We start from the raw sequence: 26,186 nt of genomic DNA, 5'->3' as shown, positions 1-26,186 counted from the left end.
CTAGTCGAGCCGACCTTTCTCGATGTACTTGAGGATCGCGATCGTGGTGATGAAGGTGATCAGCGCGTAGATGATCGCCATGTCGATGAACTCGGTCCGGCCGCTGATGTAACCGAGCAAGGTGACGAACACGATCGTCTTGGTGCCGATCGCGTTGGTGGCGAGGATCGTGTCGTAGACGGTCGGCCCGGTCAGCGCGCGGTACAGCAGCATGAAGGCGCCGACGATCAGGATGACGGCGGTGATCAGGTAGACCGTGGACATCAGCCGCCCTCCAGCTTCTTGCACTGGCGCTCCATGTCGCCCTCCAACAGGCTGTCCTCGCCCTCCTTGGTGAGGGCGAGGACCAACAATTCGGATTCGGTGACATCCATCGTCACCGTGCCCGGCGTCAGCGTGATCGAGTTGGCGTAGGTGACGGTGACGAAGCCGGCGCGCGTGCTGTGCGGGACTCGCACGAGGCGCGGGTCGATCGGCATGTCCGAGGCCCAGATCCGCTTGAGCACGTCCCAGTTGGCCAGGATGACCTGCCAGATGATGTAGGGGACGTAGAGCAGGAGGCCCACGTAGTAGCGCGCGGGGACGCCCTCGTCGTCCACCAGCCCCATCCGCGTCGCCATCCAGCACACAAAGGCGATGCAGACGGCGCCGCAGGCGATGAGGAAGCTGTTGTGGAACTGGCCGGACAGCAGCGCCCAGTACACCGCGAGGAGGATGACAAGCGATAAGGCGCGCATCATCGGGTAACGTACCCTATCTCGTTTGCGCCATGCGTGCCTAGTCGAAAAGTCGCCAGCGGCAACTCCTGACGGCCCCGACAGACCGCCGCGGCGCAGTGCGCGGGCGGCGAGCGATTTCAGGCACAGGAGGTCCGCCGAACGCGGGAGTCCGGAGGTGCCAGGGCCGGCGAACGGGGCATAATCCGCGGCCGTGAACGGCCAGGAGACATCGCGAACCACCAAGGCCAGGACCCGCTCGCCCGGGGCGCGCTCGGTGCTCGTGCACCTCGGCTGGCCGCTCCTCTGCGACCGACTGGCGGAGCACCTCCGCACGCCGATGGCCCGCACGCTGCTTGCGGCCGAAGTCGCGGCGGAGCTGACTCAGAAGGAGCACGACCCCGACGCGGCGCCGGTGCTGCGGCGGACGGCGGAGCCGGCCCAGGTGCGGACGCTGCTCGCCGAACAGGACGGGCTGCAGGCGCTGCTGGCCGTGCAGGCGTCGCTGGAGCGCGAGTCCGGGGCCCCCGGCGACCTCGCGGAGGCTCTGGGGGCGCTCACCGACATCTCCGACGCGGCGCTGCGCGCCAGCCGCGGGGCGATGCTGGTCCCGGCGGAACTGCTCGCAGCCCTGCGCCAATTGCAGGCAGTGCGGTTGTGCGTGGATCTGCACGCGGCGGCCGCGGCCGAGCGAGGGTACGCGAGCGATCCCGGGGTGCTGACGCTGGCGACACGCGTCGGGGAGCTGAACCCCCAGCGCGATCTCGCGTCGGCGCTCGCGCGATCGATCGCCCCCGACGGGCCGGAAGGGGAGCCGTGGGTGGTCGACGGCGCGAGCCCGGGGCTGCAGCGGGCGCGCCAGCGGGTCCGCGAGCTGAAGGCGTCGCTGATGAAGGCGGCGGGCCGCCTGGTGAAGCAGAGCGGCGTGGCCGAGGTGCTGCAGGACGCGTACTACACCGAGCGCGAGGGCCGGGTGGTGCTGCCGGTCCGCGCCGACGCGTTCGCCAGGCGCGGGTCGCTGACGGGGATCATCCACGACAGCAGCGCGACGGGGCAGACGCTGTTCGTCGAGCCGAGCGAGCTGATCGAGGAGAACAACTCGCTGCGCGCGGCGCAGATGCAGGCGGCGGCGGAGGAGCGGCGGGTGCTCGAGCAGCTGAGCCGCGGGGTGGGCCTGGCGGCGAGCGCGTTGCGGGTCAATCAGGCGCAGCTGATCGCGCTCGATGCGATCCACGCGCGGCTGCGCTTCGCCGACGCGTACCACGGCTTGGCGCCCGAGGTCGGAGCGGCGCACGCGAGCGAGGACGCGGACGCGATGGGCCGCTTCGAATTGATCGGGGCCCGCCACCCGCTGATGGTGCTGTCGGGGGTCGATGTGGTGCCGAACGACATCGTGCTCGAGGTCGGCTCGGCGCTGGTGATCAGCGGGCCGAACGCGGGCGGCAAGACGGTGGCCCTGAAGACGCTGGGCCTGTGCGCCCTGATGGCGCAGGCGGGCCTGCGGCTGCCGACGCGTCGGCCGGCCCGGCTGCCCCTGGTGCGCAGCATCGTGACCGACGTCGGCGACGACCAGTCGATCGCGGCCAACCTCAGCACGTTCTCGGCGCACATGCAGCACGTGTGCGCGGCGCTGGCGGCGGCGCAGGCGCTGCACGGCGGGACGCTGGTGCTGCTCGACGAGATCGCGGTCGGCACCGATCCGGAGCAGGGCGCGGCGCTGGCCGAGGCGATCCTGCTGGCGCTGACGGAGGCCGGGGCGACGGTGGTGACGACGACGCACTACGAGCGGCTGAAGCTGCTGGCGCAGCGGTTCCCGGGGCGGTTCGTCAACGCGTCGGTGGGCTTCGACCTCGAGAGGCTGGTGCCGACGTTCCGCCTGCTCATCGGGGTGCCGGGGCCGTCGAGCGCGCTGACGGTGGCGCGCCGCCTGGGGCTGCCGAAGCCGGTGCTGCAGGTGGCGCAGAGCCTGATGGACGAGGGGCGGCTGCGGGTCGACCAGCTGCTGCAAGAAGTGGTGGCGGAGCGCGACCGGCTGATCACGACGCGGCAGGCGGTCGACCGCGAGCGGGCCGAGCTGCGCAAGCGCCATCAAGAAGTGGCGAAGCGCGAGGCCGCGGCGCTCGAGCAGGCGAAGAGCCGCAAGCAGAAGGCGTACGACGCGGCGTCGGCGGAGCTGCGGGCGCTGCACGCGGAGGTGGCCGAGCTTCGCAAGTCGGTGCGCAAGGCGGAGAAGGAGGGGAAGATCGACGCGGCGCTGGGGGCGGCGAAGGAGGGGCTGCAGGCCGGGCGCGAGCAGCTGCACGAGCGGCGCGAGCCGGCGCCGAAGGCCCCGGGCGAGCCGCCGGCGCAGCTGGCCGTGGGCGACCGCGTGAAGGTGCTGTCGCTCGGCAAGGAGGGCGAGGTGCTGGCGGTGAAGGGCGAGCGCGCGGTGGTGCAGGTCGAGGCGCTGAAGACGACGGTGCCGCTGACGGAGCTGCGCTCGCTGCGGGCGCCGACGCGCACGCGCGCGAAGGTGAAGCCGGACGTGGCGGCGCCGATCCACAAGTGGGACGCGCCGGAGCCGCTGCCGTCGACGGCGGCGCGTCACTTCGGCGAGTCGGCGGCGGCGATCGAGGTGGGGATCGACAACAGCGTGGATGTCCGCGGGGCCCGGGCCGACGACGCGCTGCGGGCGATCGACCGCTTCCTCGACGAGGCGATGCAGAAGGATCGCGAGGTGGTGGTGGTGATCCACGGCCACGGCACCGGGGCGCTGCGCAAGGCGGTGCGCGAGTACCTGGCGGAGCAGCCGTTCATCCGCCGCACGCGCCCGGGCATGCAGGCGGAGGGCGGCGAGGGCGTGACCGTGGTATGGGTTCAGCCGTGATGGCCGCTCGCTCCCGGTCGCCCCGCACGTCGCTGGTGTGTGCGCTGCTGTTCGCCGGCCTGGTGACGCCGGCGCGCGCGGCCCCGCCCGAACCGGCGCCGTTCGGCGCGGGCGAGGGCCGCTCGCTGCTGCGCGACATCGACATGCCGCAGAGCCACGTGGCCGGCGAGGCCGACGCGGCGGCGGTGGCGGTCAACCCGGCGGCGATGGGCTTCCTCCGCGGGTTCAGCGGGGTGCTGGCCGGCAACTACACGCGCGCGGCGTCGCAGCGGCGCGGCGGCGGCTTCGGGGTGTTCGTGGCGGTGCCGCTGACGCTCAAGCTGTTCGGGCAGAAGCTGGCGGAGAACTTCCTGTCCCTCGGGGCAGGTTATCAGCGGCTGTGCCCGTTCGGCTGCGGGCGCCTGCCGAGCCAGGACTCCGTCGAGTGGTACCGCGACGACTGGGTCCCGGCCGACCTCGACTACAACAAGCTGACGCTGGCGGCCGCGGTGCCGCTGATGCGCTGGGCCCCCGGGCTGTCGCTCGGCATCAGCTACGCGCGCATGTGGTCGGAGCACAACCTGTACGCGCAGCGGCTGCACCAGGCGGAGCTGTCGCTGGCGTACCGCCCGAGCCGCTACGTGGCGCTCGGGCTGGTGGCGCGGGCGATCAACTCGCCGAAGGCGGGCGCGGACCTGCGGATCCCGGAGCCGCCGCGGCCGGGGATCCTCGATCGCCGCCAGCCCTTCGAGCTCGACGCGGAGGTGGCGGTGCGGCCGATCAAGGGCTCGCGCTCGCTCGAGCTCGGGGTCGGGGCGCGCGTGGTGCCGATGCCCAACAACGACCCGCGGTTCCACACGCCGGTGGTGGCGCCGCGCGGCCGGATCGCGGCGGGCGGCAAGGGCTGGCGGCTGTTCGGCGAGGTCGAGCGCTACTACGTCAACACGATCGGGCAGTCCGGTGGCGCGGACGCGCTGCGGGCGATGGTCGGGCTCGAGCTCGACTTTACCCACGTCGGCGTGGCGGCGGGGCCGGTGCTCGGGCCGAGCGGGCCGGAGGGCTTCGGCGCGCAGGGCGGGGCGTTCAAGCTGCGCGCGTCGGCCGAGCGCTACACGACGCTGGCCCAGCCGCCGCTCGAGGCGCTGCGCTTCAACGTCGACAAGTACGCGGGCGATCGCGGGGCCGGCAGGTTGGTCGACGCGCTCGACCGCTACTCGGAGCTGCGTCGCGATCGCGCCGTGGTGGCGCTCGAGGTCGACGGCTCGGGCAACGGGTGGGGCGAGATCGAGGAGATCCGCGAGGCGATGCTGCGGGTGCGCGCGCGCGGCGGAAAGGTGGCGGTGTACCTGCGCGGCGCGGGCCTGAAGGACTACTTCCTGGCGACGGCGGCGGACCGGGTGATCCTGCACCCGGGGGCGCGGCTGTCGATCGTCGGCATGCGCTCGGAGATTTTCTACTACGCGGAGCTGCTGGGCCGGCTCGGCGCGAAGGCGGAGTTCGTGCGCGCGTACGAGTACAAGTCGCGGCCCGAGCAGTGGGAGCGCACCGGGCCGACGCCGGAGTCCGACGCGCAGCGGCGGCTGCTGCTGACCGACATCTGGAACCACGTGGTGCGGATGGTGGCGCAGGGCCGGCAGACGACGCCGGAGAAGGTGGTGCGGTGGATCGACACGGCGCCGCACACGGCCGAGCAGGCGCTGCGGGCCGGGATGATCGACGCGGTCGGCTACGCCGACGAGCTCGAGGGCGAGCTCGAGAAGTGGTTGACGCGCAAGGTGAACCTGCGCGCCCCGAGCTCGCTGCCGGTGCACGACCAGTCCTTCGGGCCAGGTCCGGTGATCGCGGTGGTCCACGTCGAGGGCACGATCAGCGACGGCGAGAGCCTGACGGTGCCGCTGGTCGGCAGCGTGCTGGCCGGCGGGCGCACGCTGGTGCGCGCGATCGACAAGCTGCGCGAGGACCGGCGCGTCAAGGCGGTGGTGGTCCGCATCGACAGCCCGGGCGGGTCGGTGGCGGCGTCGGACGACATGGCCCGCGCGCTCGACCGGATCGCCAAGATCAAGCCGGTCGTGATCTCGTTCGGCGACGTGGCGGCGTCCGGCGGCTACTACGTGGCGACCGCGGGCAGCTACATCTTCGCCGACGCGACCACGAAGACGGGCAGCATCGGGGTGTTCCGCCCGAAGGTCGACGTGTCGGGGGTGCTGGCGAAGTTCGGCGTGCACGTCGAGTCGATCGACTACGGGGCGCACGCGGGGCTGTACACGTGGTTCAAGCCGTACACGCCGGAGGAGCGGGCGGCGGCGCAGGCGGGGGTCGACGCCAGTTACCAGGAGTTCATCGCCAGGGTGGCGAAGGCGCGCAAGATGACGATCGAGCAGGTCGACGCGGTGGCGCGCGGTCGCGTGTGGAGCGGGGTGCGGGCGCGCGAGCTCGGCCTGGTCGATGCCTACGGCGGGTTGCGCGAGGCGGTCGCCCACGCCCGCGAACAGGCAAAGTTGAAGCCCGGCGAGGGCGATGTGCGCCACGTCCCGGCTCCGCCCAGCCTCGGCGACCAGATCAGCGCGATCTTCGGGCTCAAACTGCCGTCTCCGCTCGGTCTGGGTGAGTCGGCGATGGTGTGGGTGTTGCGCCGGCTGCCCCCGAGTTTGTGGCTCTCCGAGCGTCCTGCCGACCTCGCCCTCGCCGAGGAGACCATCGTCGTCGAGTAGCCCGGCCGCCGCACCGGTCGATCTGTTGTACCCTTCGAGGAGGCGAAAGAGAGGCATGGTGGCGCTCACTTCCGAGCAAGAATGGATTTTGGTGGGCTGCGGGCTCATCGCCCACGCCGACGAGATCCTCGACATCGGTGAGTGGGACGAGGTGTTGCGCTACGTCGGCTCGGCCCTCAGCGAGCAGGACCAGATGACCTGGATGGAAATCCTGTCGCGCCAGGAGCAGCTCGAGCGCCGCTTCAACGACCTGCCGCCGTTGACCGACGAGGCCAAGCAAGAAGACGTCCTGCGCCGCTGCTGGCAGATGGCCCTGGCCGACGGCACCGGCTCCGATGTGGAGGCGACGGTGCACGACCGGATCGCGCGCCGGCTCGGCCTCGACCTCGACCAGGTGGCGCAGCTGCGCGAGACGTGGACGCAGCAGGCCCACCTGCGGGCGGAGCTGACCGTCGGCCTGGCGGCCATGTTCGTCAACCTCGACGGCCACCTCGACTTCCACGAGGCGATTCACTTCGACAACCTGCTCGAGCGCCTGCCGATCCCGGTCGGCCGCCGCGTCGAGCTGTCCGAGCTGCTGCACAAGCCGCCGACGCTCGACTCGCTGGTCGAACGCCTGCTGACGCTCGACCTCGCCGAGCGCGTGAAGGCGCTGCACTCGCTGGTGCCGATCCTGCGCGCGAGCCGGCGCGGCGGCCGCGAGCGCGAGCTGTACTTCGAGCTGTCGCGCCGGGTGCTCGGCTCGCATGCCGAGGTCGAGCAGCTGCTCGGCGGGAGCTGAGCGAAAGGACAGGTGGCGCGGCGCCGGCCGCGGCGCCCGCGGGGTAGGGACGGCGGAGGAGCGCGGCACGCTTGCCCTCGAGGCCGCCGGCTGCGCGGGGGCTGGCGAGGCGGGCCGATCGAGCATGTTCTCCGGGGCATGCTCGAGCGAACATGGTCCCGAGGGCAGGGCCTCCGGGACATGTCCTCGGGTCAGCGAGCGTGCGAGAACAGCGCCGACGGGGTGACGACGTGGACCTCGCCGAGGGCGCGCAGGCGGTCGAGGTCGACGCGCTTTCGGTCGCCGAGGACGCTGACGATCGGGGCGGCGCCGGCGAACTCGGCCAGGTAGGCCTGCAGGGCCGCGGGCTCGACGGTGCGGATGGTCTCGGCGGCGGCGAGGCGCGGGTCGGCGAGGTGGCCGAGGTCGGCCCACGACTGGACCCAGCCGGGGCGCGAGCGCGGCGAGATCCGCTCGCTGGCGTACTCGCGCAGGAGGGCGAGGCGGGCCGCGGCGACGCGGTCGGGGGCGAGCTCGCGGGTGCGCAGGAGGTCGAGCATGAGGGCGAGGGCGCCGCCGGCCTTGTCGCACTGGGTGCCGAGGCTGCCGACGAGGGCGGCGTCGTCGCCGAGGCGGTCGCCGAGGTCGAGGTGGGCGCCGGCGTGGTAGGCGAGCCCGCGGGCCTCGCGGATCTCCTGGAAGGCCATGCCGCTCATGTCGCCGCCGAGCACGTGGCCGAGCAGCTCGGCGCGCGGGCGCTCGCCGACCGGCTGCGGCGGGCGCGGGAGGACGATGTCGATGCGGGCCTGGGCGACGTCCTTGTGGAGGAAGAAGATCGTCGGCGCGGCGACGCTGCGGTAGCGCAGCGGCGGCGGCGGGTCGACGGGCCGGCCCTGGCCGAGCACCAGCGCGGCGGCGGCGAGGTCGGCGGGACGTGGCCCGAAGTACAGGCTGACGTGGGCGGCGTCGCGGAGGGCCCGGAGCTCGGCGACGAGCTCGGGGCCCCGGGCGCGCCTGAGCTGCCTGTCGCTCGGGCGGGTGAGGAACGGCGAGGCGTCGCCGAAGGCGGCCCAGTCGCGCAAGGCGGCGGCGAGGTCGTCGGGGTCGTCCTCCTCGTCGCGTCGGCCGCTGAGGGTGTTGGCGACCAGATCGGCGAGCACGGCGTCGGTGAACACGGGCTCGGCGAGCCAGGCGTCGAGGAGGGCCAGGCTGGCCTCCATGTTGCGGTCGATGCCGCTGACGGTGATCTCGGTGCGGTCGGCGTCGACGTCGACGTCGATCTCGGTGCCGAGGGCGTAGAGGCGGCGCTGCAGCGCGGGGGCGTCGAGGAGCTGCTCGCCGTCGCGGACGCCGCTGCGCGCCAGCAGGCCGGCGGCGTGGCCGAGCAGCGGGCGCCGGCGGGTGCCGAGGTCGTAGCGGAGGATCAACGAGAACAGCTCGCTGCGGCCGTTGCGGGCGGCGATGAGTGGCCCACAGGACATGTCCTTGCGGACATAGTCTCGATCCGGCAGGAGCTGCTCGGCGGGCGGATCGTCGACCGGGCGGGCCAGGACCTCGCGGGCGTAGGCGCTCTGGCGGGCGGGGTCGATGGCGACGGGGGTGATCCGCGGCTTCTCGATCTCCGGCGGGGCGAAGCGGCCGCGGCGGCGGAGGACGACCACGACGTCGTCGCCGAGGTAGGTGCGGGCGACGCGGGCGAGGTCGGCCGGGCCGAGCGCGCGCAGGGCGTCGAGGCGGCGGACGTGCGCCGGCCACGAGCGGCCGCCGGTGTAGGCCTCGAGCATCTGCTCGACGCGACGCTCGCCGTTCTCGAGGTCGCCCTGGGCGTCGAGCGTCTCGTGCAGGACGGCGGCGTCGAGGTCGTCCTGGGCGACGGCGCCGTCGCGGGCGGCGGTGATGACCTCGCGGAGGAGGCGCTCGACGTCGGCGAGCGACTGGCCGTCGCGGGCGACGCCGGTGAACGCGAGGTAGCCGCCCTCGTTCATCAGCGCGCCGTGGACCTCGGCGTCGGGCAGGCGCTGCGGCAGGATCAGGCGCGCGGCCACCATGCCGCCGACCTCGTCGCCGAGGACGCGCTCGAGCAGGCGCAGGGCCGGCTCGTCGGGATGTCCGATGGGTACTGTGCGAAAGGCCAGGGTGACCGACTGCTCGCCGTCGGCCAGGAGCTCGCGGACGATGCGGCCGCGCGGGCCGCCGAGGTCGCCGGGCGCGGGGGCGCTGAGCGGGGCGGGGCGCCAGCCGGCGAAGGCCCGCTCGAGCGCGGGCAAGGCGGTGGCCGGGTCGACGTCGCCGGCGAGCAGGATGGCGGCGTTGTTGGGCAGGTAGTTGCGCCGGTGGTAGGCGACCATCTCGCCGTAGGCGGGGGTCTTGAGGTGCTCGGCGCTGCCGATGGTCGGCTGGGTGCCGTAGGGATGGCCGGGGAACAGCGCCAGGCGCATGGCCTCGTCGAGCCGATCGTCGGGCGCGTCGAGGGCCATGTTCTTCTCCTCGTAGACGGCCTCGAGCTCGGGGTAGAACAGGCGAAACACCGGCTGCTGCAGCCGATCGGCCTCGATCTCGGCCCAGGTGGCGAGCCGCGCGGCCGGCACGTCGGCGCTGTAGACGGTCATGTCGTCGCTGGTGAAGGCGTTGACGTCGGTGATGCCGAGCTGGGCGTAGAGGCGGTCGACCTCGTTGGGGATCGCCAGGGCGGCGCAGGCCTGGGTGGCGCGATCGATGTCGGCGAGGATCGCCGCGCGCGCGGCCGGTTCGACGGCGGCGCCCAGGCGATCGTAGAGCTCGGCGATCGCGGCGACGTGCGGGGCCTCGGCGCCGCCGTCGAGGGTGCCGAGCCGCGCGGTGCCCTTGAACATCATGTGCTCGAGGTAGTGGGCGAGGCCGGTCGAGTGCGGCGGGTCGTGCCGGCTGCCGGCGCGGAAGGCGATCCACGCGGTGACGCGCGGGGCCGCGGTGTCAGGGCTGATGTAGACGGTGAGGCCGTTGCTCAGGCGGTGGATGGTGACGCCGAGCGGATCGTCGGGCAGCGCGACCGGGAGCAGCTCGGGCAGCGCGGAGGCGGCGAGGATGGCGGCGCGCTCGGGGTCGATGTCCGGGACAGGCGCTGGAGGTGTCTGATCGAGCATGTGCGAAGGGGCAGGTGCTGGCGCAGGGCGCGGCGCGGGCGAGGGTCCCGACGCGGAGGTGGACGCGTTGCACGCGAGGATGCAGAGGACCAGGCTTGCGAGGCGCGTGCTCATGCGAAAAGCGGAGTGAGTGTGCGCGAGGGCCGGTGGAGGCGCCAGGCTGGCGCGAGGGCGAAGACGCGTGCGGGAGAGGGGCGGGGGCGGGTTGAGCGCCGGTGCTCGGAGGGGGCGCTCACGTCGAGCCTCGCGCGATCGCGCCGCCGGAGCGCGCGGCCCCGCAGGCGATCGTGCGCGAGCGCGGCGCGGATCGGCGCAGGCTGGGAAGGCCGCGCATGACGTCACTCGATCGCGTGGAGGACCGGCATCAGGGCGCTGGGCTGATCCTGGGGGAGGAACAGGAGCGCGAGCGGGAGGCGGGCGATCGCGGTGGTGAGGACCAGCGGGAGCGGGGGCTCGGCGGCGCGGCGGGCCTGGATCCGCCCGCGCAGGCCCTTGTCGCCGCGGTCGGGGCCGAGCAGGTCGAGGACGAGGTCGAGGATGGTCTTGCGGACAGGTAGGACGCGGACCTGGAGCTCGCGGCGCGCCCCGACGCCGCCGCGCTGGCGCACGAGGGCGACGGCCTCGCGCAGGCCGCCGAAGGCGTCGACGAGGCCGAGCTCCTTCGCGTCTGTCCCGGAGTACACGTGGCCGCGGCCGAGCTCGTCGACCTGCTCGGGGGTCTTGCCGCGAGCGTCGCTGACGCGCTTGACGAAGAGGTCGTAGACGCGGCGGATCGAGGCGTCCATGCGCGCGCGCTCGTCGCTGCTGAAGGGGCGGTAGAAGCCGGCGATGTCGGCGTTCTTGCCGCGCTTGAAGGTGTGGGTGGCGACGCCGAGCTTGTGCAGGAGGCCGGAGACGTCGAAGTGGAGGGTGACGACGCCGATCGAGCCGGTGAGGGTGGTGGGCTGGGCGAACACGTGGTCGGTGCCGGCAGCGACGTAGTAGCCGCCCGAGGCGGCGACGTCGCCCATCGACACGACGATCGGCGGGCTCTTGCGCGGGTTCTTCTTCCACGCCTCGTGGGTGCGCGAGACCTCGCGCCAGATCAGGTCGGAGGCGAGGGCGCTGCCGCCGGGGCTGTTGACGCGCAGGACGACGCCCTGACAGGCAGGGTCGTTCCGTACGGCCCGCAGCTGGGCGACGATGGTGTCGCCGCCGGTGAACTGGGTGCCGAGCAGGGGGATCGTGCGGCTCTCGCCGTCGATGATGGTGCCCTCGACGAGCACGACGGCGACGTAGGGCGCGGTCGACCAGGTCTTCGGGTCAGGTTCGGTGTCGTCGAAGCGGGCGAACTTGACGCGCGCGCCGACGGCGTCGCCGATCTTCTCGACGACCTGATCGCGGTAGACGACGGCGTCGACGAGGCCGAGCTGCTCGGCCTGCGCGGGGCCGTGGGGGGCGTCGTCGACGAGCTCGCGCACGCGGGCGACGCTGAGGCCGCGGGCCTGGGCGATGTCGTGGGTGACCTGGGCGTAGGTGTCGTCGAGGATGGCCTCGCGCTGCTCGCGGTCCTTGTCGGAGGGACCTGTCCGCGAGAACATCTCGTGCGCCGACTTGTACTCGTCGATGTGCAGGGCCTCGACCTGGACGCCGAGCTTGTCGAGGAGGCCGCGCAGGTAGAAGGAGGTCGACTTGAGGCCGAAGGTGGCGAGCTCGCCGGCGGGGTGGAGGTAGACCTGCTCGGCGGCGCTGGCGAGGTAGTAGTCCTTGAGCTTGGTGTCCTCGAGGTAGGCGAAGACGTGCCCGCCGGCGTCGCGCACGCGCACGAGGGCGGCGCGGATCTCCTGCAGGCTGGCCCAGCCGAGCGCGGTGGCGCGGGCGTCGACGAGGAGGATCGTGCGCGCGCCGGACCGCTCGGCCCGCTCGAGCCGCTGCAGCACGGCGAGGAGCTGGCGCTCGCTCTTGATCGCGGACAGGTCGAGGCGCTCGACGTCGACGAGGCGCGGCCAGAACACGCGACCCTGACGCGCGGTGGAGAAGCGGGCGGCGAGGCCGAAGCCGTCGAGGCCCTCGCCGAGGCCGGCGTGCACGCCGCCGCTGGCCTTGACGAAGTCCCAGGCGACGGCGAGCTGGACCGAGCCGCGCACGGCCCGGTCGGCGCGCACGAAGTTGTAGGTGGAAGGATCGAGGAGGCTGACGCGGACCTGCTCGACCTCGGCGGCGAGCTCGAGGCCGTGGTGACGCACGGCGATCCGCCCGCGCGGCTGGGCGCCGAGGGCCTCCCACTGGCTGGCCCGAAGGCCAGGTTCGGCGGCGCGGAAGCGGCCGCGCACGCCGGCGGCGAGCTCGAGGGTGCGGTTGCCGAGCGGGCGCACGGCGAGCTCGCCGAGCAGCGAGAGCTCGCCCGGGAGGTCGCCGTAGGCCTGGACGTCGGCGGGCCCGAAGCGGGCGACGGCGCCGATCGAGGCGTAGTTGCGGATCCGGAGCAGGAGGCCGAAGTCGAGGTCGGGCGCGCGCAGCAGCTCGCCGGCGCGCAGCCAGTGGACGCCGAGGCCGAAGGCGGCGACCTTGCCGTCGCCGCCCGAGACGGCCCACGAGATCTTGGTGACGTCGGGGTTGCGCGCGGCCAGCGGGTCGGGGAACCCGCCGCCGAAGCCGGGCCGCAGCGCCTGCACGCCGATGCCGGTGGCGAGGCCGAAGCCGAGGTTGAAGGTCATGAAGCCGCCGAGGCCGCTGCCGCGCGTGAACGGGCTGACCGAGCGGTAGCCCATGATCACGAGGTCGAGGCCCTTCACCGCGGAGAGCAGGGCGGGGTTGAGCTCGATGCTGCTGGCGTCGCCCTCGCTCGAGTAGTCCTTGATCGGGCGGTCGACGCCGTCGGAGACGGCGCGGTCGAGGGCGCGCGGCTCCTGGGCGCTGGCTGTCCGAAAGGACAGGACGAGGCCGAGGCTGCCGGCGAGGGCGGCGCGGCGGATCACTGCAGGTGGTCCTCGGAGATGATGTCGACGATGGCGAGGACGTGGCGCACGCCGAGGATCCGCAGGCTCTCGTCCCAGGGGACGGCGATGCCCTGATCCTTGGCGAACAACACCTGGGCGCCGACGGGGATCCCGCTGACGTTCTCGCCGAGGTCGGCCTTGGGCTCGTCGTCGTCGTCGTCGTCGCCGTCGAGCACGAAGCCGGGCTTGGGCATGGTGCGCGCGACCTCGACGACCTCGGCGAGCAGGGCCTCGCTGTGGCTGTCCTTCGCGCCAGCCGGGAGGAACAGCCCCGACTCGCTGCGGTCGGGGCTCTTGATCACGCGCACGAGGACGCGCGGGCCGAGCGGTTGGATGTGCCGCGAGACGCGTCCGGGCGGGGTGCGTTCGTCGTCGGCGGGCGGCTTGCTGCGAGAGGGCATCGCCCGGACTCTAGCCGAGACGGCCGCAGCGGTGCAGTGGCCGCGGCGAGGGGCGCACGTGCGCGATCAGGCGAGGCCGATCCGGCGGCGCACGAGGACCTCGCCGCCGAGGCAGAGCACGAGCAGGAGCATGGCGAAGCCGCCGCTCCAGACCGGGACGTCGCGCCGGCTGTCGACGCGCTCGCGGTCCTGCCTTTCGGCCTTGAGCGGGGGCTCGGCCGGCAGCCCGTCGCCGGCGCGCAACCAGCGACCGCCGGTGGCCTCGGCGAGCCGCTCGAGCCGCTCGTCGCCAGGGCCGCTGGCGAGGCGAGTGAGCTCGCGCCCGGCGGCCTGGACGAGGAAGACGCGGCGGGCCTGCTGCGCCGCGCCGGCCGATTCGTCGCCGGCGCGCTGGGCCACGGCCTCGTAGGCGCCGACGCTCAGGCCGCCGCCGAGGGTCTCGCTGGCCCGCCCGAGGGCGTCGGTGGTCCATGTCCCCTGGGACAGGATCGTGACGGGGGCGTTGGGATCGGCGCCGGGATCGTCGGCCGCGTGCCCGAGCGGCTGGACGCGCCAGGCGACCTCGACGCCGGCCTCGGGGGCGTACGAGGGCGAGAGCGCGGCGGCCCGCAGGGTGATCGGGGCGCCGAGGAGGTAGGTGGGGCGGTCGGTCTCGAGGGTCAGGCGATCGGCGGCGCTGTCGCGCAGCAGCCAGCGGATCGCGCCGAGCCACAGGAGATCGTAAGGACGCGCGCCGTCGACGATCGGGAGGTCGGCGTGGAAGCCGAGCCGCCAGCTGGCGCCGGTGCTGAGCACGAGGACGCGGCCGCGCCCGGGCTCGGCGATCGTGAGCAGCGGGCCGCCCTCGGGGTGGCGCAGCAGCACGGCGCTGCCGATCTCGGCCTCATGCCGCGCGAGCTTGGCCGGGTTGTAGCTGTCGAGCGCGGGCAAGGCTGACCAATCGGACAGGCCGCTGTGATCGATCCACGCGGTGATCGGGTGGCGGCGGCCGGCGTCGGTGACGGCCGGGCGGAACGCCTCGGTGTCGAGGCCGGTGGGCACGCGCAGGTCGACGGGGACGACGGCCGAGAGCGCGGGCGCGGGGTAGTCGCCGGTGGCGAGGCCCATGTCGCCGCCGATCATCACCAGCGCGCCGCCCTCCTCGACGTAGCGGCCGATGTCGGGCAGGTAGCGGCCGACCTGGTGGTTGAGGGCGTCGAAGTTGTGGAGGATGACGAGGTCGAAGCTGCCGAGCTGCTCCTTGAACAGCTCGTCGGTGGGGAAGGCGATCAGCGACAGCGGCGCCAGCGGATCCTCGCGGTCGGCGTCGTCGGCCCCGCGCAAGATGTAGTAGCTGAGCAGCTCGACGTTGGGGTCGCGGCCGAGGAGGGTGCGCAGCGCCCGGACGTCCCAGTCGGGCCGGCCGGCGACGTGCAGCGCGCGGACCTTGTCGCGCAGGACCTTGACGACGAAGGCGCGGCGGTTGTTGTGCGGGCTGGCCTCGCCCTCGACCGGGCGGACCTCGATCTCGTAGACGAACTGACCGACGCGATCGGGGGCGACCTCGAAGCGGACGGTGGTCTCGCCGCTCGCGGGGGCGACGAACGGCTCGGTGGCGACGACCTGGCCGTCGCGCCGCAAAACCACTTCGGTGCGCGCGCCCTCGAGGCCGTGGGCCTCGATGTCGGCGGCGAACTCGACGACGTTCTCGACGAAGGCGAATTCGCCCGCGCGCAGCTCGGTGAGGGCGAGGTCGACGAGGTGCGGGGCGCCGGCGCTGACGGTGGTGATCGGGACGCCGAGCTCGCGGGCGGCGAGGACGAGCGGGTCGTCGGCGCCGCGGTCGGTGCGGTCGAAGAGGCCGTCGGACAGGACGATGACGCCGGCGAGCGGGCGCGGGTCGACGGCGGGGTCGACGGCGGCGAGCTCGGCGAGGGCGCGGGTGAGGTCGCTGGCGGGCTGGCGCGCGGTGAGCTCGAGGTTGGCCTCGGCCTCGCCGGTGAGCGCCTCGCTGCCCTCGCCGAAGCGCCGCACCTGGACGGCCAGGCCCTGCTCCTTCCAGGCGGCGCGCGCGTCGGCGGAGCGCTGCCACAGGTCGCGCACGCGGTCGACGCGGCGCATGGCCTCCTGGCCAGGTGCGCCGGCGTCGGCGATGCTCATGCTGGCGCTGTCGTCGGCGAGGATGACGAGGCGCGGGCCGGCGGCGCTGGTGGTCTCGAAGCTGAGCGAGAGCTCGAGGGCGACGGCGAGCAGGGCGAGGGCGCCGGCGCAGCGGAGGGCGAACAGGCCGGCGCGCAGGCGCGGGCTGACCCCGGGGACAGGTTTACGGTAGGCCCGCGCGGCCTCGACGATGGCGAACACCACGGCGATGAGCACGAGGGCGAGGCCGAAGGGGCCGGGCACGTGGCCCGCGGTGATCCGCCAGCGCTCCATGAGGTTCGCGGCTCAGCGCCACCGCCGGTTGCGGAGGAGCGTCTCGACGTGGGCGCGGTCGGCCTTGTAGTCGGTGCAGGTGGCGTAGAGGAGGATGTTGACGGCGAAGCGGAAGGCCCACTCGCGCTGATCGGCGCCGCCGGGGGTGCACGGCCAGGTGAACAGGCCGCTCTCGCCGCGGGCCAGCGCGCCGCCGAGGTCGTTGCGGACGAGGAGCGCCTTGAGCCGGCCCTCCTCGTGGATCCCGAGCACGTGGTCGAAGGTGTTGGTGCGGCCGAGCGGGGTGTCGACGAGGTAGAAGGAGCGGTAGAGGACGTGGTCGGCGGCGACGCGGGTGAGCGCGGCGCCGGGCAAGATCCGGCCGAGGAGGGCGGCGACGTCGCGCTCGAAGCCGAGGTCGGTGCCGCCGTCGGCGGCGTCGAAGAGGATCATGCCGCCGAGGTCGAGGAAGCGGCCGAGCGCGGTCTCGGCGGCGCCGCCGAGGGCGGGCAGCTGGCCCTCGCCGGCGACGTAGAGGAACGGGGTGTCGAACAACTTGCGCGACTCGGCGGTGACGACGCTGGGCTCGCGCACGGGCTCGAGGCGGGTGCGCAGGCGCAGCTCGACGGCGAGCTCGCGCATGGCCCCGGGGCGCGGGTTCCACTTGCCGGGGTACTGCAGCTGCGGCAGGTCGACGGTGAGGACGGCGGTCGGCTCGCGGAACTCGTCGCCGATGAGCGGGCCGAACAGGCCGGGCTCCTGGGCCCGCAGCGGGCGGGTCGCGGCGGCGGCGCAGAGGCCGGCGGCGCCGGCGAGCAGGCTGCGACGGGTGCGGAGCATGAGCGGCGAGGATAGCACCGCGGCGCGGCCGGGGTCAGGCAGAGTCACTCCGGCAGCGGCTTGGTCATGTCGAGGGTCCAGTAATACGTGAGGCTCCCGGGGCCCTCGTAGAAGCCGAGGCCGATGTGGACGTAGTCGGGGGTCATGAGGATGGCGCAGAACTCGTCGTCCTCGAGCCACTTCTCGACGGTGAAGGCGGGATCGATGGTGCCGGCGGCGATGGTCTCGCCGAACAGCTCGGCCGGGTAGCCGGCGTGCTGGAGGCGGGCCTGAAGACCCTCGCCGTCGGGGTCGACGTGGTCGAAGAAGTCGCGCTCGCCCATGTCCTGGGCGTGCTTGCGCGCGGCGCAGTGGACCCGCGGCTCGACCGCGAGCGGCTCGGCCGGGGCGAACTCGCCGGCGCTGCGGCAGTCGGCGCCGGCCGCCCGCTCGGCGTTCACAAGGGTCACGACCTCGTCCTCGCGCTCGATCCACGCGGCCAGCCACTTCTTGTCGGCGACGGTGTAGCAGTACGGGGTCATCCACGGGTCCTCGGCCGCGCCGGTGGTGCCCATGGTCGGGTCGTCGGTGGCGGCTCCGGTCGGATCGTCGGTGGCCGTGCCGCCGGTCGGGTCGTCGGTGGCCGCGGCGTTGGTCGGGTCGGTGTCGGTCGAGCCGCCGTCGTCGCCACAAGCTGCGCCGAGGGACATGGCCGAACAGACTTGTACCAAGAGACAGGTGAGCCGCAGGCGCGCCGACATGCCGGCAGGGTAGCAGAGGCGCGCGGCCGGCGTCAGCGCGGGGTCGCCAGCGTGACGGTCCAGTAGGCGGCGCGCTTGACCGCCTCGGGGTCCTTGACGGCGTAGGTGCCCTCGAGGCCGCCGACGCCGACGTGGGTGAGCTCGCGCGCGTAGAGCTGCCAGCAGCTGGTGGGGTTGTCGCGCCAGGCGGTGACGACGTCGGCGGCGTCGTCGGCCTCGTCGACGTCGTCCTCGGTGACGACCGCGACGATCTCGCTGAAGGTGGCGGGGTCGTAGCCGAGGGCGGCGAGGCGCGGGCCGACGCCGAGGCCGTCGGGATCGACCGAGCTGACGTAGGCGCGCTCGATCATGTCGTCGCTGTGCAGGCGGGCGGCGCAGCGCAGCAGCGGGTGCATCGCCAGCGGCGGGGCGGGGGAGAACTGCAGCGCGCCGCAGGTGCCGCCCTCGGCCCGCAGGGCGTTGATCCGCGCCAGGACCTCGCGCTCGGCGACGGACCACGCCTCGGGCCAGGTGTCGGCGGTCACGGGCTCGCACGCGGCGAGCTCGGGGACCTCGGGGGCCGGCTCCTCCTCCGGCGGGAGGGCGCTGTCACAGGCGAGGAGGAGCGCGCCGATGCACGCGCCGCGGAGCGCGAAGGACATGGTCCGCCGACGATAGCCGAAAACTCGGGGGCGCAGACCGCCGGCGACCAAAGAGCATCGGGCCGAGCGTGGCTCGACCCGATGGGGTGGTGCGGATGGCGGAGGGCTAAGTTAGAAGAGGGCCAAGTTCAGGGATAAGTCAGTCGTCAAGCCAAATAAGCCAAGGTCGGGGCGGCTCGCAAAGAAGCGGAGGAAGGGGCGCGCCGTCCGTGCCAGACTGGGATTGCAACCCCGGGGCCTGGCGTGGAAGTCGTGGGAATAACTTGGCTTTGGTGCAGGGGCCCGAGGCGGCCGGGAGATCGCGCGACGCCCGTGCCCGGGTGCTGACGGATCCCGCGTGACAGCGCTGTCAGGGGGTTTGCCGACGCGACGTGATCGACGATCGTGACGGCGATGGACACGGAGAAGCGGGTCCGGATCAGCAAGTTCCTCGCGCTGCACCTGCGCCACGATCCCGCCGGCCTCGGCCTCGAGCTCGAGCCGGGAGGCTGGGTGGCGGTCGAGGCGCTGCTCGCCGCGTGCGCGCGCAAGCGGCGGCCGATCTCGCGGGCGGAGCTCGAGGAGGTGGTGCGCACGAGCGACAAGCAGCGCTTCGCGTTCGACGCCGCGAAGACGAAGATCCGCGCCAACCAGGGGCACAGCGTCGACGTCGACCTGCATCTGACGCCGGCGGTGCCTCCGCCGATCCTGTACCACGGGACAGGCGAGCGCTCGCTGGCGGCGATCCTCCGCGACGGGCTGTCGAAGATGCAGCGCCATCACGTGCACCTGTCGGCCGACGCGGCCACCGCCCACAAGGTCGGCGCGCGCCACGGCCGCCCCGCGGTGCTGCGGGTCGACGCGGCGGCGATGGCGGCGGCGGGGATCGTGTTCTACCGCGCGGCGAACGGGGTGTGGCTGGTCGAACACGTGCCGCCGCACTACCTCAGCGGGCCGTGAGGGCGGCGAGTGTCTTCAGGACCATGGCCGATCGGGCATGTCGAGATGGACATGTCCGTACGGACACGCGAACCGGTTCACTGCGGCATGTAGGCGTGGATCGTCTGCAGGCTCGGGCCGCGGGAGGCGGCCGAGGCGGGGACGAAGAAGCGGTACTCGACGGGGCGCAGGGCGGGCTCCACCGGGTCGGGGTCGACGACGATGCGGGCGTCGTCGATGCGGCCGCGGGCGGCTCGCAACATGGCCTTGCGGACAGGCTCGGCGCGCGGGCCGACGAGGCGGAGGCAGAGGTTGGGGTTGCGCTCGAGCTCGGTGATGGCCTGGACGAACACGGCAGGCGGCCGGCGCGGCTGGGTCCGCGCGGCCTCGGCGCGCGCGGCGGGCCGTTCCGGCGGCGCCTGCGTCGACGTCGTCGGGGCGCACCCGAACGCGGCGAGGACGAGGAGCAAGGTAGCGCGGCGGACCACGCTGTTACCCTGATCGATGCCAGGGCGGGGGGGTGTGCCGGGCCTCACCAGTCGACGATAGCGGCGCCCCAGGTGAATCCGCTGCCGAACGCGACCATCGCGATCTTCTTACCGCGCACAAGGCGCCCGTCTCGCGCACTCTCCGCGAGCAGCAGCGGGATGGTGGCCGCGGTGGTGTTGCCGTAGCGCTCGATGTTGTGCGGCACCCGGTCCTCGCCGATCTGCAGCTGCTGGGCGATGAACTGGTTGATGCGCAGGTTGGCCTGGTGAAAGTAGAAGAGGTCGATGTCCTGCAGGTCGAGCGACAGGCTCGAGCAGGCGCGCATGAGCGAACCGACCATGGCCGCGACGGCGTGCTTGAACACGACCTTGCCGTCCATGCTGGCCCACAACATGTCCGCCGGGACAGTGCCGCTGCGGTCGGGGTTCTTGGCGACGAAGGGGCGCCGGCGGATGTCCCAGATCTTCTGGCACAGGACCTCGGCGAAGCGGCCGTCGGCGCCGAGCCAGACGCCCCGCACGCCGCGGTCCTCGTCGGTGGCGGAGACGATCACCGCGCCGGCGCCGTCGCCGAACAACGACGAGACGGCGCGCCCCTCGGGCGAGAGGTCGAGCGCGGCGGAGTGGGTCTCGGCGCCGACCAGGAGGACGTGGCGGGCCATGCCGGCGCGTACGTGGGCGACGGCGGTCGACAGGCCGTAGAGGAAGCCGGAGCACTGGTTGCGGACGTCGAGGGCGGGCACGAACTTGGCGTCGTCGCCCTCGCACAGGCCGAGCTTGCGCTGGAGGTAGACGCCGCTGCCCGGGAAGGCGTGCTCGGGCGAGAGGGTGGCGACGATGATGAGGTCGAGGTCGTGGGCCTGCAGACCGGCGTCGGCGAGGGCGGCGCGCGCGGCCTCGGCGGCCATGTCGGCGGTGCCCACCCCGGCCTCGGCGAAGCGCCGGGCCTCGATGCCGGTGCGCTGGACGATCCACTCGTGCGTGGTGTCGACGCCGAACTCGTGGATCAGGGCGTCGTTGCTGACGACCCGCGGCGGCACGTAGGAACCTGTCCCTGAGATGTAGGCGTTGACCACGGCGGGTCCTCCGGCGGCGCAGTCTAACACGCACGTCCCACCCGGCCAGGTCACTCCGAAGGGTCGCGAACGACCGGCTCCGATCCGCCCGCCGTGCCGCAGATGCCGGCAGGCGGGCATCGACGCGGCGTTGCGAGGCGCCGCTCGCCGGTGCTCGACCACGCGGGCTGCGTCGCCCGTCGGTCATGGTTTCGTCGATGTGTTCGCGTCGCGTCGGAGTCGGGCGCGGCACCGGCGCGAGGAGCGACGCGGCGCCGGGCGCCCGCGCTCAGTGGCCGCGGCGCGGGCCGCCGATCGTCATGCCCTCGATGCTGTCGAAGCCGTCGGGCAGGAACTTGCTCGGGTCGGGCGGGCCGAACATCTTGAGGCCCTTGTCGCTGCACGGCTGACAGGCGGTCTCGGCCAGGAAGTTCTGCAGGACCTCGCCGCGGTGCGGCAGGAACACGAAGCGGACCGCGTCGGACAGCGGGAAGCGGGTGCCGAACGGACCCTCGGCGGTGAACTCCTCGCTGATCTGGACGAACCCGAGGCTCGGCTCCCACGGCAGGCCGTCGCCGAATTCGAGGTTCTCGCCGAAGTTGTTGTGCTCGTGGCAGCCGGCGCACGACAGCGCGAGCGCGCGGTTGAGGATGTTGTCGGCGGTGAGGCCCGGGACGGTGATCGCGTCCTCGATCTTCTGGCGGAACGAGCCGCCGAAGCCGGCCTGGATCCGGTAGTTGTCGAACTCGCCCTCGGAGTTGCTGGCGCCCGAGGCGAAGGTGCCGACGTCGGTGGTGAAGAACAGGTTGCTGCCGGCCTTCTCGAGGTTGGGCACCTGGCGCACGAACCACTCCTGAAACGCCTCGGCGCCGAGCCACGGCGAGTCGTCCTGGAAGAGCTCGGGGAACGGGTTGTCCTTGAGGAGCGTGGGCTTGATGCAGGCGAACTCGCCGCAGTCGTGGACGAACTCGAACTGGCGCAGCTGCCAGGCGTTCGGCCCGTTCATGAACTGGTTGGTGCGGATCTGGCCGCCCCTGGGGCCGTAGTTGTCGGCGTGCACGACGGGCCCGGCGCCGGCGGCGTCGACGAAGTAGAAGTCCTCGACGCGGTCGCGGATCTCGGTGATGTCGTCGATCTGGCTGAGGTCGGCCCAGAACTGCGCGATCGGCCGGCAACCCTCGATGCCGCAGCTCGGGTTCGGGTTGGGCAGCGCGGCCTCGAAGATGATGAGGTTGCGGTCGTTGGTGTCGAACAGGCCCGACTGCTTGGCGAACACGATGCGGTACTCGCCGCAGTTGCTGCCGTCGAGCGGGGCGAGGTCGAAGCGGTTGAACACGCCGAGCGCGATGTACGAGTCGGGGTTGTTCAGCGGGTCGTCGAACGGGTCGGTGTCGGCGAGCTGACCCTCGGGGCGCGGGCAGGCGTGCGGGAAGGCGCCCATGGCCGGCGCGCCGTCGACGAGCTCGTCGTCGCAGTGGAACGCGTCGGGGTGGAGGCCGGGCCCCTCGTTGAAGAAGTCCCACCAGCGCTGGTAGAGCTGCGTCGGCGTGACGTTCGGCGCGGGGCTGGTGGCGAGGATCTGCTCGACCACCCGCGTGAACGTGAACGGCTCCATCACCGTGAACTCGCTCAGGACGAGCGAGCGCCGCAGGTCGATGGCGATGTTCTCGCCGCACAGCTGGCCGCCGCCTTCAGGGGCTGCCAGCGCGGCTGGGCCCGGGGCGCCGGGCGAGGGCTCCGGCTTCGGCGTGAAGCTGTCCGGAGGGTCACATGCCACCGCGGCGACGGCCGCAGTCAACAACCATAAGTTAAGGTGCAACGTACGAGCGAGCACCGGATCAAGATAGCGGGCGGGGCGCCGGTCCGCCAGCGGGGACGGCGCGCGCTGGCGACCCCGGGGACCGCCGGGGAGGCTGGCGAGGGAGCCGTACGGGGTTTGCGGCGCGAGCCGGGCGGCCAGGTCCGAAGCGGGTCGGAGTGCGCGGGCGACGTTTCAGGGGGGGCCGGGCGGCGACAGTGACAGTCGGGGGTCCGGAGGCCGCCTCGGCCAGGGCGCCGCGATGTGAGTATTTGGCCGTTCTGCGGCGACGACCCGGTCGCGGCTCTAGCTGCCCTTGCGGGCGATCTTCACCGGCTCGTCGGCGTCGATCGGATGCACGGCCCACTCGGCCTCGAGCTCGGCCCACAGCCCCATGACCACGGCCTCCTGGTCGGCCCACGTGGTGCCGTCGAGGGCGCGGGTCGGCTCGACGCCGAGCATCTTGGTGGTGACCGGCTTGTCGGGGTCGAGCCCGAACTTGGCCGCGCGGCCGCGGAAGTACTTGCCCATGATCGCGGCCACGTTCTCGCTCTTGCTCGGGCACAGCTTGCCGCCGCTGACGGCGCGATGGACGGTCTCCCAGGTGGCGCGGGTGGTGTGCTGGAAGCGGCGGCCCTGGGCGTCGGTGCACTCGATGGCAGATCCCGCCTTGCGGATCACGCGGACGACGGCGCGCCGGTAGACCAGGATGTCGACGATCGCGTCGCACAGCACGCGCGGGTCGGCCTGGTTGTCCCAGACCTGCGTGAAGTAGTTGGAGTTCATGCCGAATAGGCCGTAGGTCTGCCAGTGGTCGGGCTCGGCGTGGTGCGGGTTACCCTCGTAGAGGTTGGCGGTCTTGCGCCACGCGGCTAGGCTGGCCTCGAGGTCAGGTGACAGGCGATGCACGAGGCCCTGCTGCAGGCTCGACTCGCGCGCGGCGACCAGCTGGAGCAGCTTGAGAAAGTCGTCGCTGGCCTTGAGCCGCTTGACGACGTGGGCGAGCACGGCATAGGTCCGTTTCTGCTCGTTCCGCGTCAGCCGCGGGCGCTGCTCGTCGACGCCGTGAACGCACTGACGGGGCAGGAACTTCGCGACCTCTGCGCGATCGGCGGCGCGGGAGGCCGCCTCGTCGGCGTCGGTCTCGACGACCGCAGGAGGAACGGTCGCGGTCGCACGCGTGAGCGGGGGCATGACCTCGTCCAGGCTGCTCGAGCCGTTGCGCCGGGCGCTGCTCAGGTCGCCGTCGACGTCGTAGCCGTCGTCGAACAAGCGCTCGTGCGCCGCCTCTGCGCTGGCGCCGTCGTCGAAGACGTCGGTGACGACGGCGACGATGTAGGCGAGAGCTGTCAGTTGCACCAATCTCATTCCGCTACACTCCTTCGTCTCCGCTGAGCTCGCTGAGGGGGTTCGGCGGCTTGGCTCATCAGGTCGACAAGAAGAAACCGAAAGCGGTGGTCCGTCCAGTGCGCGCGTCCAGGAATTTGCCGCGCCACTTGGCGTAAAGGCCGCATCGACGGCGAGCGGGTCGTGCGAGCGACAGGCGTGAGAATGTGACAGTCGCTCGCCTGTGTCCGCGCGTCGCGCGAGCGACGGACACAAGTTGTGGGCCTCAACTCGCGCTTCTACCCAAGATGTTGTGGTGGAGCGACTTCGACGTCGCGCACATCATCGCCGTGGTCTACGAGCCGCATGCGGCGCACCACACCCGTGGTCGCGCGGCGCAGAAATGCATGCTCTGGCACAGATCGAGTCACTCCTCCGATCGACGTGCGCGTGCTGCGGTGCGGTCAGGTGACCGCGTGCGCCCGTGCCCCGCGCGATGCGGCGCGACGATGCATGTGCAAGCGTCGCGTCAGCTGGCGAGCCCGCGCAAGCCCCGACGCCGCAACAACCACAAGAAGAACGGGGCGCCGACGAGGCTCGTGATCACTCCTGGAGGGATCACGACGCCGCTGGCCGAGCGAGCGACGGCGTCGACGACGATCGTCGCGCTCGCGCCGTGCAGCGCGGCCAGCGGGACGAGCAGGCGATGACCTGGCCCCGAGGACATGCGAGCGACGTGCGGCGCGACGAGCCCGACGAACGCGAGGACGCCGGTCAGCGCGGTCGCGGCGCCGACGAGCAGGCCGACGGCGACGACCACGAGCAGGCGGAGGCGCGCGAGGTCGACCCCGAGCGAGGCGGCGGCGTCGGTGCCGAGGTGCAGCGCGTCGAGGTCGCGCCGCAGCCACAGCGCGAGGCCGAGGCCGAGGCCGCACGGCGGCAACGCCCACGACAGGTGCGGCCAGCTGCGGCCCTCGAAGCTGCCCATGAGCCAGTAGACGACCTTGAGGCCGAAGTCCCACTGGTGCGAGGCGAGCGCCTGACACACGGTGATGAGCGCCGAGCACAGGGCCCCGAGCGCGACGCCGGCGAGCAGCAGGACGGCGAGGCTGGCCCGTCGTCCGGCGGCGGCCAGGAGCAGGCCCATGGCGGCGGCGGCCCCCACCGCGGCGACGACGGGGATCGCCCACAGGCCGGCGCGGTCGAGGCCGAGCAGCAGGCCGACGACGGCGAACAGCGCGGCGCCCGAGCTGACGCCGAGGACCCCGGGGTCGGCCATGGGGTTGCGGAACAGGCCCTGGCACAGCGCGCCGGCGGCCGCCAGCGCGGCCCCGACCAGCCCGGCGAGCAGCGCCCGCGGCAACCGCAGGTCCCACACGATCGCGCCGCGCAGGTCGAGCTCGTCGCCGGCGAGCCGGCGCGCGACCGTCCGCAGCGCCTCGCCGAGGCCGATGTCTCCGGGGCCTGTCCCAAGAGACAGGAGGAGCGCGAGCGGGATCGCGGCGGCGGCCAGCGCGGTGCTGCGCTTCACGGCGGCCCCGCGCCCAGGCGGGCCTGGAGGAGCTCGGCGGCGCGCGCCATGCCCTCGCCGGTGCTGGTGAGCGCGCGCCCGGGCACGGCGACGATCCGGCCGTCGCGGGCCGCCGCGGTCGCGCGTACGCCCGGCAGCGCGGCGGTGGCCGCCTCGGCGGCGCGGCAGGCGGGGTCGTCGGGCTCGGCGGCCGGGCAGGCGATGACGATCACCGGCGGGTCCCACGAGACCATCAGCTCGAGCGCGACTGGTACATGTCCTTCGAGACCTTTCTCTTTAGCCAGGTTCGAAAGGCCAGCCGCCTCGGCGATGTCGTCGAAGCTGGTGCCGGCGGCGGCGGCGTGGCCGTCGCCCCAGCTGATCGCGGCCAGGCGGGGCGCGGGCTCGCGGGCGGCCAGGCGCGCGAGGCGGGCGTCGAGGTCGGCGACCAGGCGCTCGCCGGCGGCCGGGTCCTCGACGACGGCGGCGAGCCGGCGCACGTGGGCGCGGTAGTCGGCGAACCCGCGGAACTGGGTCAGCTCGAGCAGGCGCACGCCGTGGGTCGACAGCAGCTCGCGCACCTCGGGCGCGGTGAAGCTGGCGATGACGGCGAGGTCGGGCTGGAGCGCGAGCAGGCCCTCGGAGGTGAGGGCGCGGCGCGGCACGGCGGGCGGCCACACGCCGGCGGCGCCGGAGTAGCGGGGGTCGTCGGCCAGGGCGCTGACGCCGACGACGCGGGCCTGCGCCGCGGGGCCGAGCGCCCACAGTACCTCGTCGCTGAGGATCGTCTGCGAGACGATCCGCCGCGCCGGCGGGTCGCCGGGCTCGCGCGCGGGCTCCGGTTCGCCTGTGCATGAGGACAGGGCGAAAAGGACAGCTGCGAGGCGGCGCGGCACCGCGGGCAGTGTAGAGCGGGGGCCATGACATTTCGACCCTGCGCCGCGGC

At 73.1% G+C, this 26,186-nt stretch carries 19 protein-coding genes; 4 read left to right on the top strand and 15 right to left on the bottom strand.

The window, feature by feature from the left end; all coding sequences use genetic code 11:
• Entirely contained in the window at positions 1-264 is a 264-nt protein-coding gene (locus K7C98_RS28730) for a monovalent cation/H+ antiporter complex subunit F (RefSeq protein WP_224194988.1), read from the bottom strand.
• On the bottom strand, positions 264-737 hold the full coding sequence (locus tag K7C98_RS28725) for a Na+/H+ antiporter subunit E (RefSeq protein ID WP_224194987.1): 474 nt from the start codon (positions 735-737) through the stop codon (positions 264-266). The genes K7C98_RS28730 and K7C98_RS28725 overlap by 1 nt, the downstream gene beginning before the upstream one ends.
• 193 nt (positions 738-930) lie before the next feature.
• On the opposite strand from K7C98_RS28725, the gene K7C98_RS45080 reads away from it, so the two are divergent.
• The 3 genes from K7C98_RS45080 to K7C98_RS28710 are packed head-to-tail and all read left to right on the top strand — an operon-like array spanning position 931 to position 7,053.
• Positions 931-3,582 carry an endonuclease MutS2 gene (locus K7C98_RS45080; RefSeq protein WP_224194986.1) on the top strand — a complete coding sequence of 884 codons (2,652 nt, stop codon included), beginning with the start codon at positions 931-933 and terminating at the stop codon, positions 3,580-3,582.
• Complete coding sequence (gene sppA / locus K7C98_RS28715) at positions 3,582-6,272, top strand: signal peptide peptidase SppA (RefSeq protein WP_224194985.1); 2,691 nt, start codon at positions 3,582-3,584, stop codon at positions 6,270-6,272. Before K7C98_RS45080 ends, sppA (K7C98_RS28715) begins: the two co-directional genes overlap by 1 nt.
• Positions 6,273-6,330: 58 nt before the next feature.
• A complete protein-coding gene (locus tag K7C98_RS28710) occupies positions 6,331-7,053 on the top strand; it encodes a TerB family tellurite resistance protein (protein ID WP_224194984.1) in 723 nt (240 codons plus the stop codon).
• 191 nt (positions 7,054-7,244) lie between these two features.
• On the opposite strand, the gene K7C98_RS28705 is transcribed toward K7C98_RS28710, so the two are convergent.
• From K7C98_RS28705 to K7C98_RS28675, 7 genes are all read right to left on the bottom strand, one after another.
• Positions 7,245-10,154 (bottom strand): M16 family metallopeptidase, encoded by a 2,910-nt coding sequence (locus K7C98_RS28705; protein WP_224194983.1) that lies wholly within the window; start codon positions 10,152-10,154, stop codon positions 7,245-7,247.
• A 338-nt stretch (positions 10,155-10,492) separates the two neighbouring features.
• A complete protein-coding gene (sppA, locus tag K7C98_RS28700) occupies positions 10,493-13,111 on the bottom strand; it encodes a signal peptide peptidase SppA (protein WP_224194982.1) in 2,619 nt (872 codons plus the stop codon).
• The gene (locus tag K7C98_RS28695) at positions 13,108-13,533 is read right to left on the bottom strand and encodes a co-chaperone GroES (RefSeq protein WP_224194981.1); all 426 of its coding nucleotides are present in this window, start codon (positions 13,531-13,533) and stop codon (positions 13,108-13,110) included. The genes sppA (K7C98_RS28700) and K7C98_RS28695 overlap by 4 nt, the downstream gene beginning before the upstream one ends.
• Positions 13,534-13,599: 66 nt before the next feature.
• Complete coding sequence (locus K7C98_RS28690) at positions 13,600-15,945, bottom strand: hypothetical protein (protein ID WP_224194980.1); 2,346 nt, start codon at positions 15,943-15,945, stop codon at positions 13,600-13,602.
• A gap of 12 nt (positions 15,946-15,957) precedes the next feature.
• A complete protein-coding gene (locus tag K7C98_RS28685; RefSeq protein WP_224194979.1) occupies positions 15,958-16,764 on the bottom strand; it encodes a DUF4159 domain-containing protein in 807 nt (268 codons plus the stop codon).
• 44 nt (positions 16,765-16,808) lie between these two features.
• On the bottom strand, positions 16,809-17,504 hold the full coding sequence (locus K7C98_RS28680) for a CAP domain-containing protein (RefSeq protein ID WP_224194978.1): 696 nt from the start codon (positions 17,502-17,504) through the stop codon (positions 16,809-16,811).
• Between the two features lie 32 nt (positions 17,505-17,536).
• Positions 17,537-18,145 (bottom strand): CAP domain-containing protein, encoded by a 609-nt coding sequence (locus K7C98_RS28675; protein ID WP_224194977.1) that lies wholly within the window; start codon positions 18,143-18,145, stop codon positions 17,537-17,539.
• Positions 18,146-18,538: 393 nt separating this feature from the next.
• Here K7C98_RS28675 and K7C98_RS28670 point away from each other — a divergent pair, with 393 nt between their 5' ends.
• Positions 18,539-19,084, top strand: coding sequence for an RNA 2'-phosphotransferase (locus tag K7C98_RS28670; protein WP_224194976.1), 546 nt, complete (start codon positions 18,539-18,541; stop codon positions 19,082-19,084).
• Positions 19,085-19,161: 77 nt separating this feature from the next.
• On the opposite strand, the gene K7C98_RS28665 is transcribed toward K7C98_RS28670, so the two are convergent.
• The 6 genes from K7C98_RS28665 to K7C98_RS28640 form a co-directional block, all read right to left on the bottom strand.
• Positions 19,162-19,551 carry a hypothetical protein gene (locus tag K7C98_RS28665; RefSeq protein ID WP_224194975.1) on the bottom strand — a complete coding sequence of 130 codons (390 nt, stop codon included), beginning with the start codon at positions 19,549-19,551 and terminating at the stop codon, positions 19,162-19,164.
• A gap of 44 nt (positions 19,552-19,595) precedes the next feature.
• Positions 19,596-20,627 (bottom strand): 3-oxoacyl-ACP synthase III family protein, encoded by a 1,032-nt coding sequence (locus K7C98_RS28660; protein WP_224194974.1) that lies wholly within the window; start codon positions 20,625-20,627, stop codon positions 19,596-19,598.
• A 268-nt stretch (positions 20,628-20,895) separates the two neighbouring features.
• Positions 20,896-22,425 carry a hypothetical protein gene (locus K7C98_RS28655; protein ID WP_224194973.1) on the bottom strand — a complete coding sequence of 510 codons (1,530 nt, stop codon included), beginning with the start codon at positions 22,423-22,425 and terminating at the stop codon, positions 20,896-20,898.
• 285 nt (positions 22,426-22,710) lie between these two features.
• On the bottom strand, positions 22,711-23,763 hold the full coding sequence (locus K7C98_RS28650) for a hypothetical protein (RefSeq protein WP_224194972.1): 1,053 nt from the start codon (positions 23,761-23,763) through the stop codon (positions 22,711-22,713).
• 496 nt (positions 23,764-24,259) lie between these two features.
• Positions 24,260-25,261 carry a FecCD family ABC transporter permease gene (locus K7C98_RS28645; RefSeq protein ID WP_224194971.1) on the bottom strand — a complete coding sequence of 334 codons (1,002 nt, stop codon included), beginning with the start codon at positions 25,259-25,261 and terminating at the stop codon, positions 24,260-24,262.
• Entirely contained in the window at positions 25,258-26,136 is an 879-nt protein-coding gene (locus K7C98_RS28640; RefSeq protein WP_224194970.1) for an ABC transporter substrate-binding protein, read from the bottom strand. Before K7C98_RS28640 ends, K7C98_RS28645 begins: the two co-directional genes overlap by 4 nt.
• Between the last annotated feature and the right edge of the window lie 50 nt (positions 26,137-26,186).

It is taken from the genome of Nannocystis pusilla (assembly GCF_020073745.1).
Taxonomy (GTDB): Bacteria; Myxococcota_A; Polyangia; order Nannocystales; family Nannocystaceae; genus Nannocystis; species Nannocystis radixulma.
The sequence above is the reverse complement of the archived record's forward strand: the minus strand, read 5'-3'. Positions and strand labels throughout refer to the sequence as shown.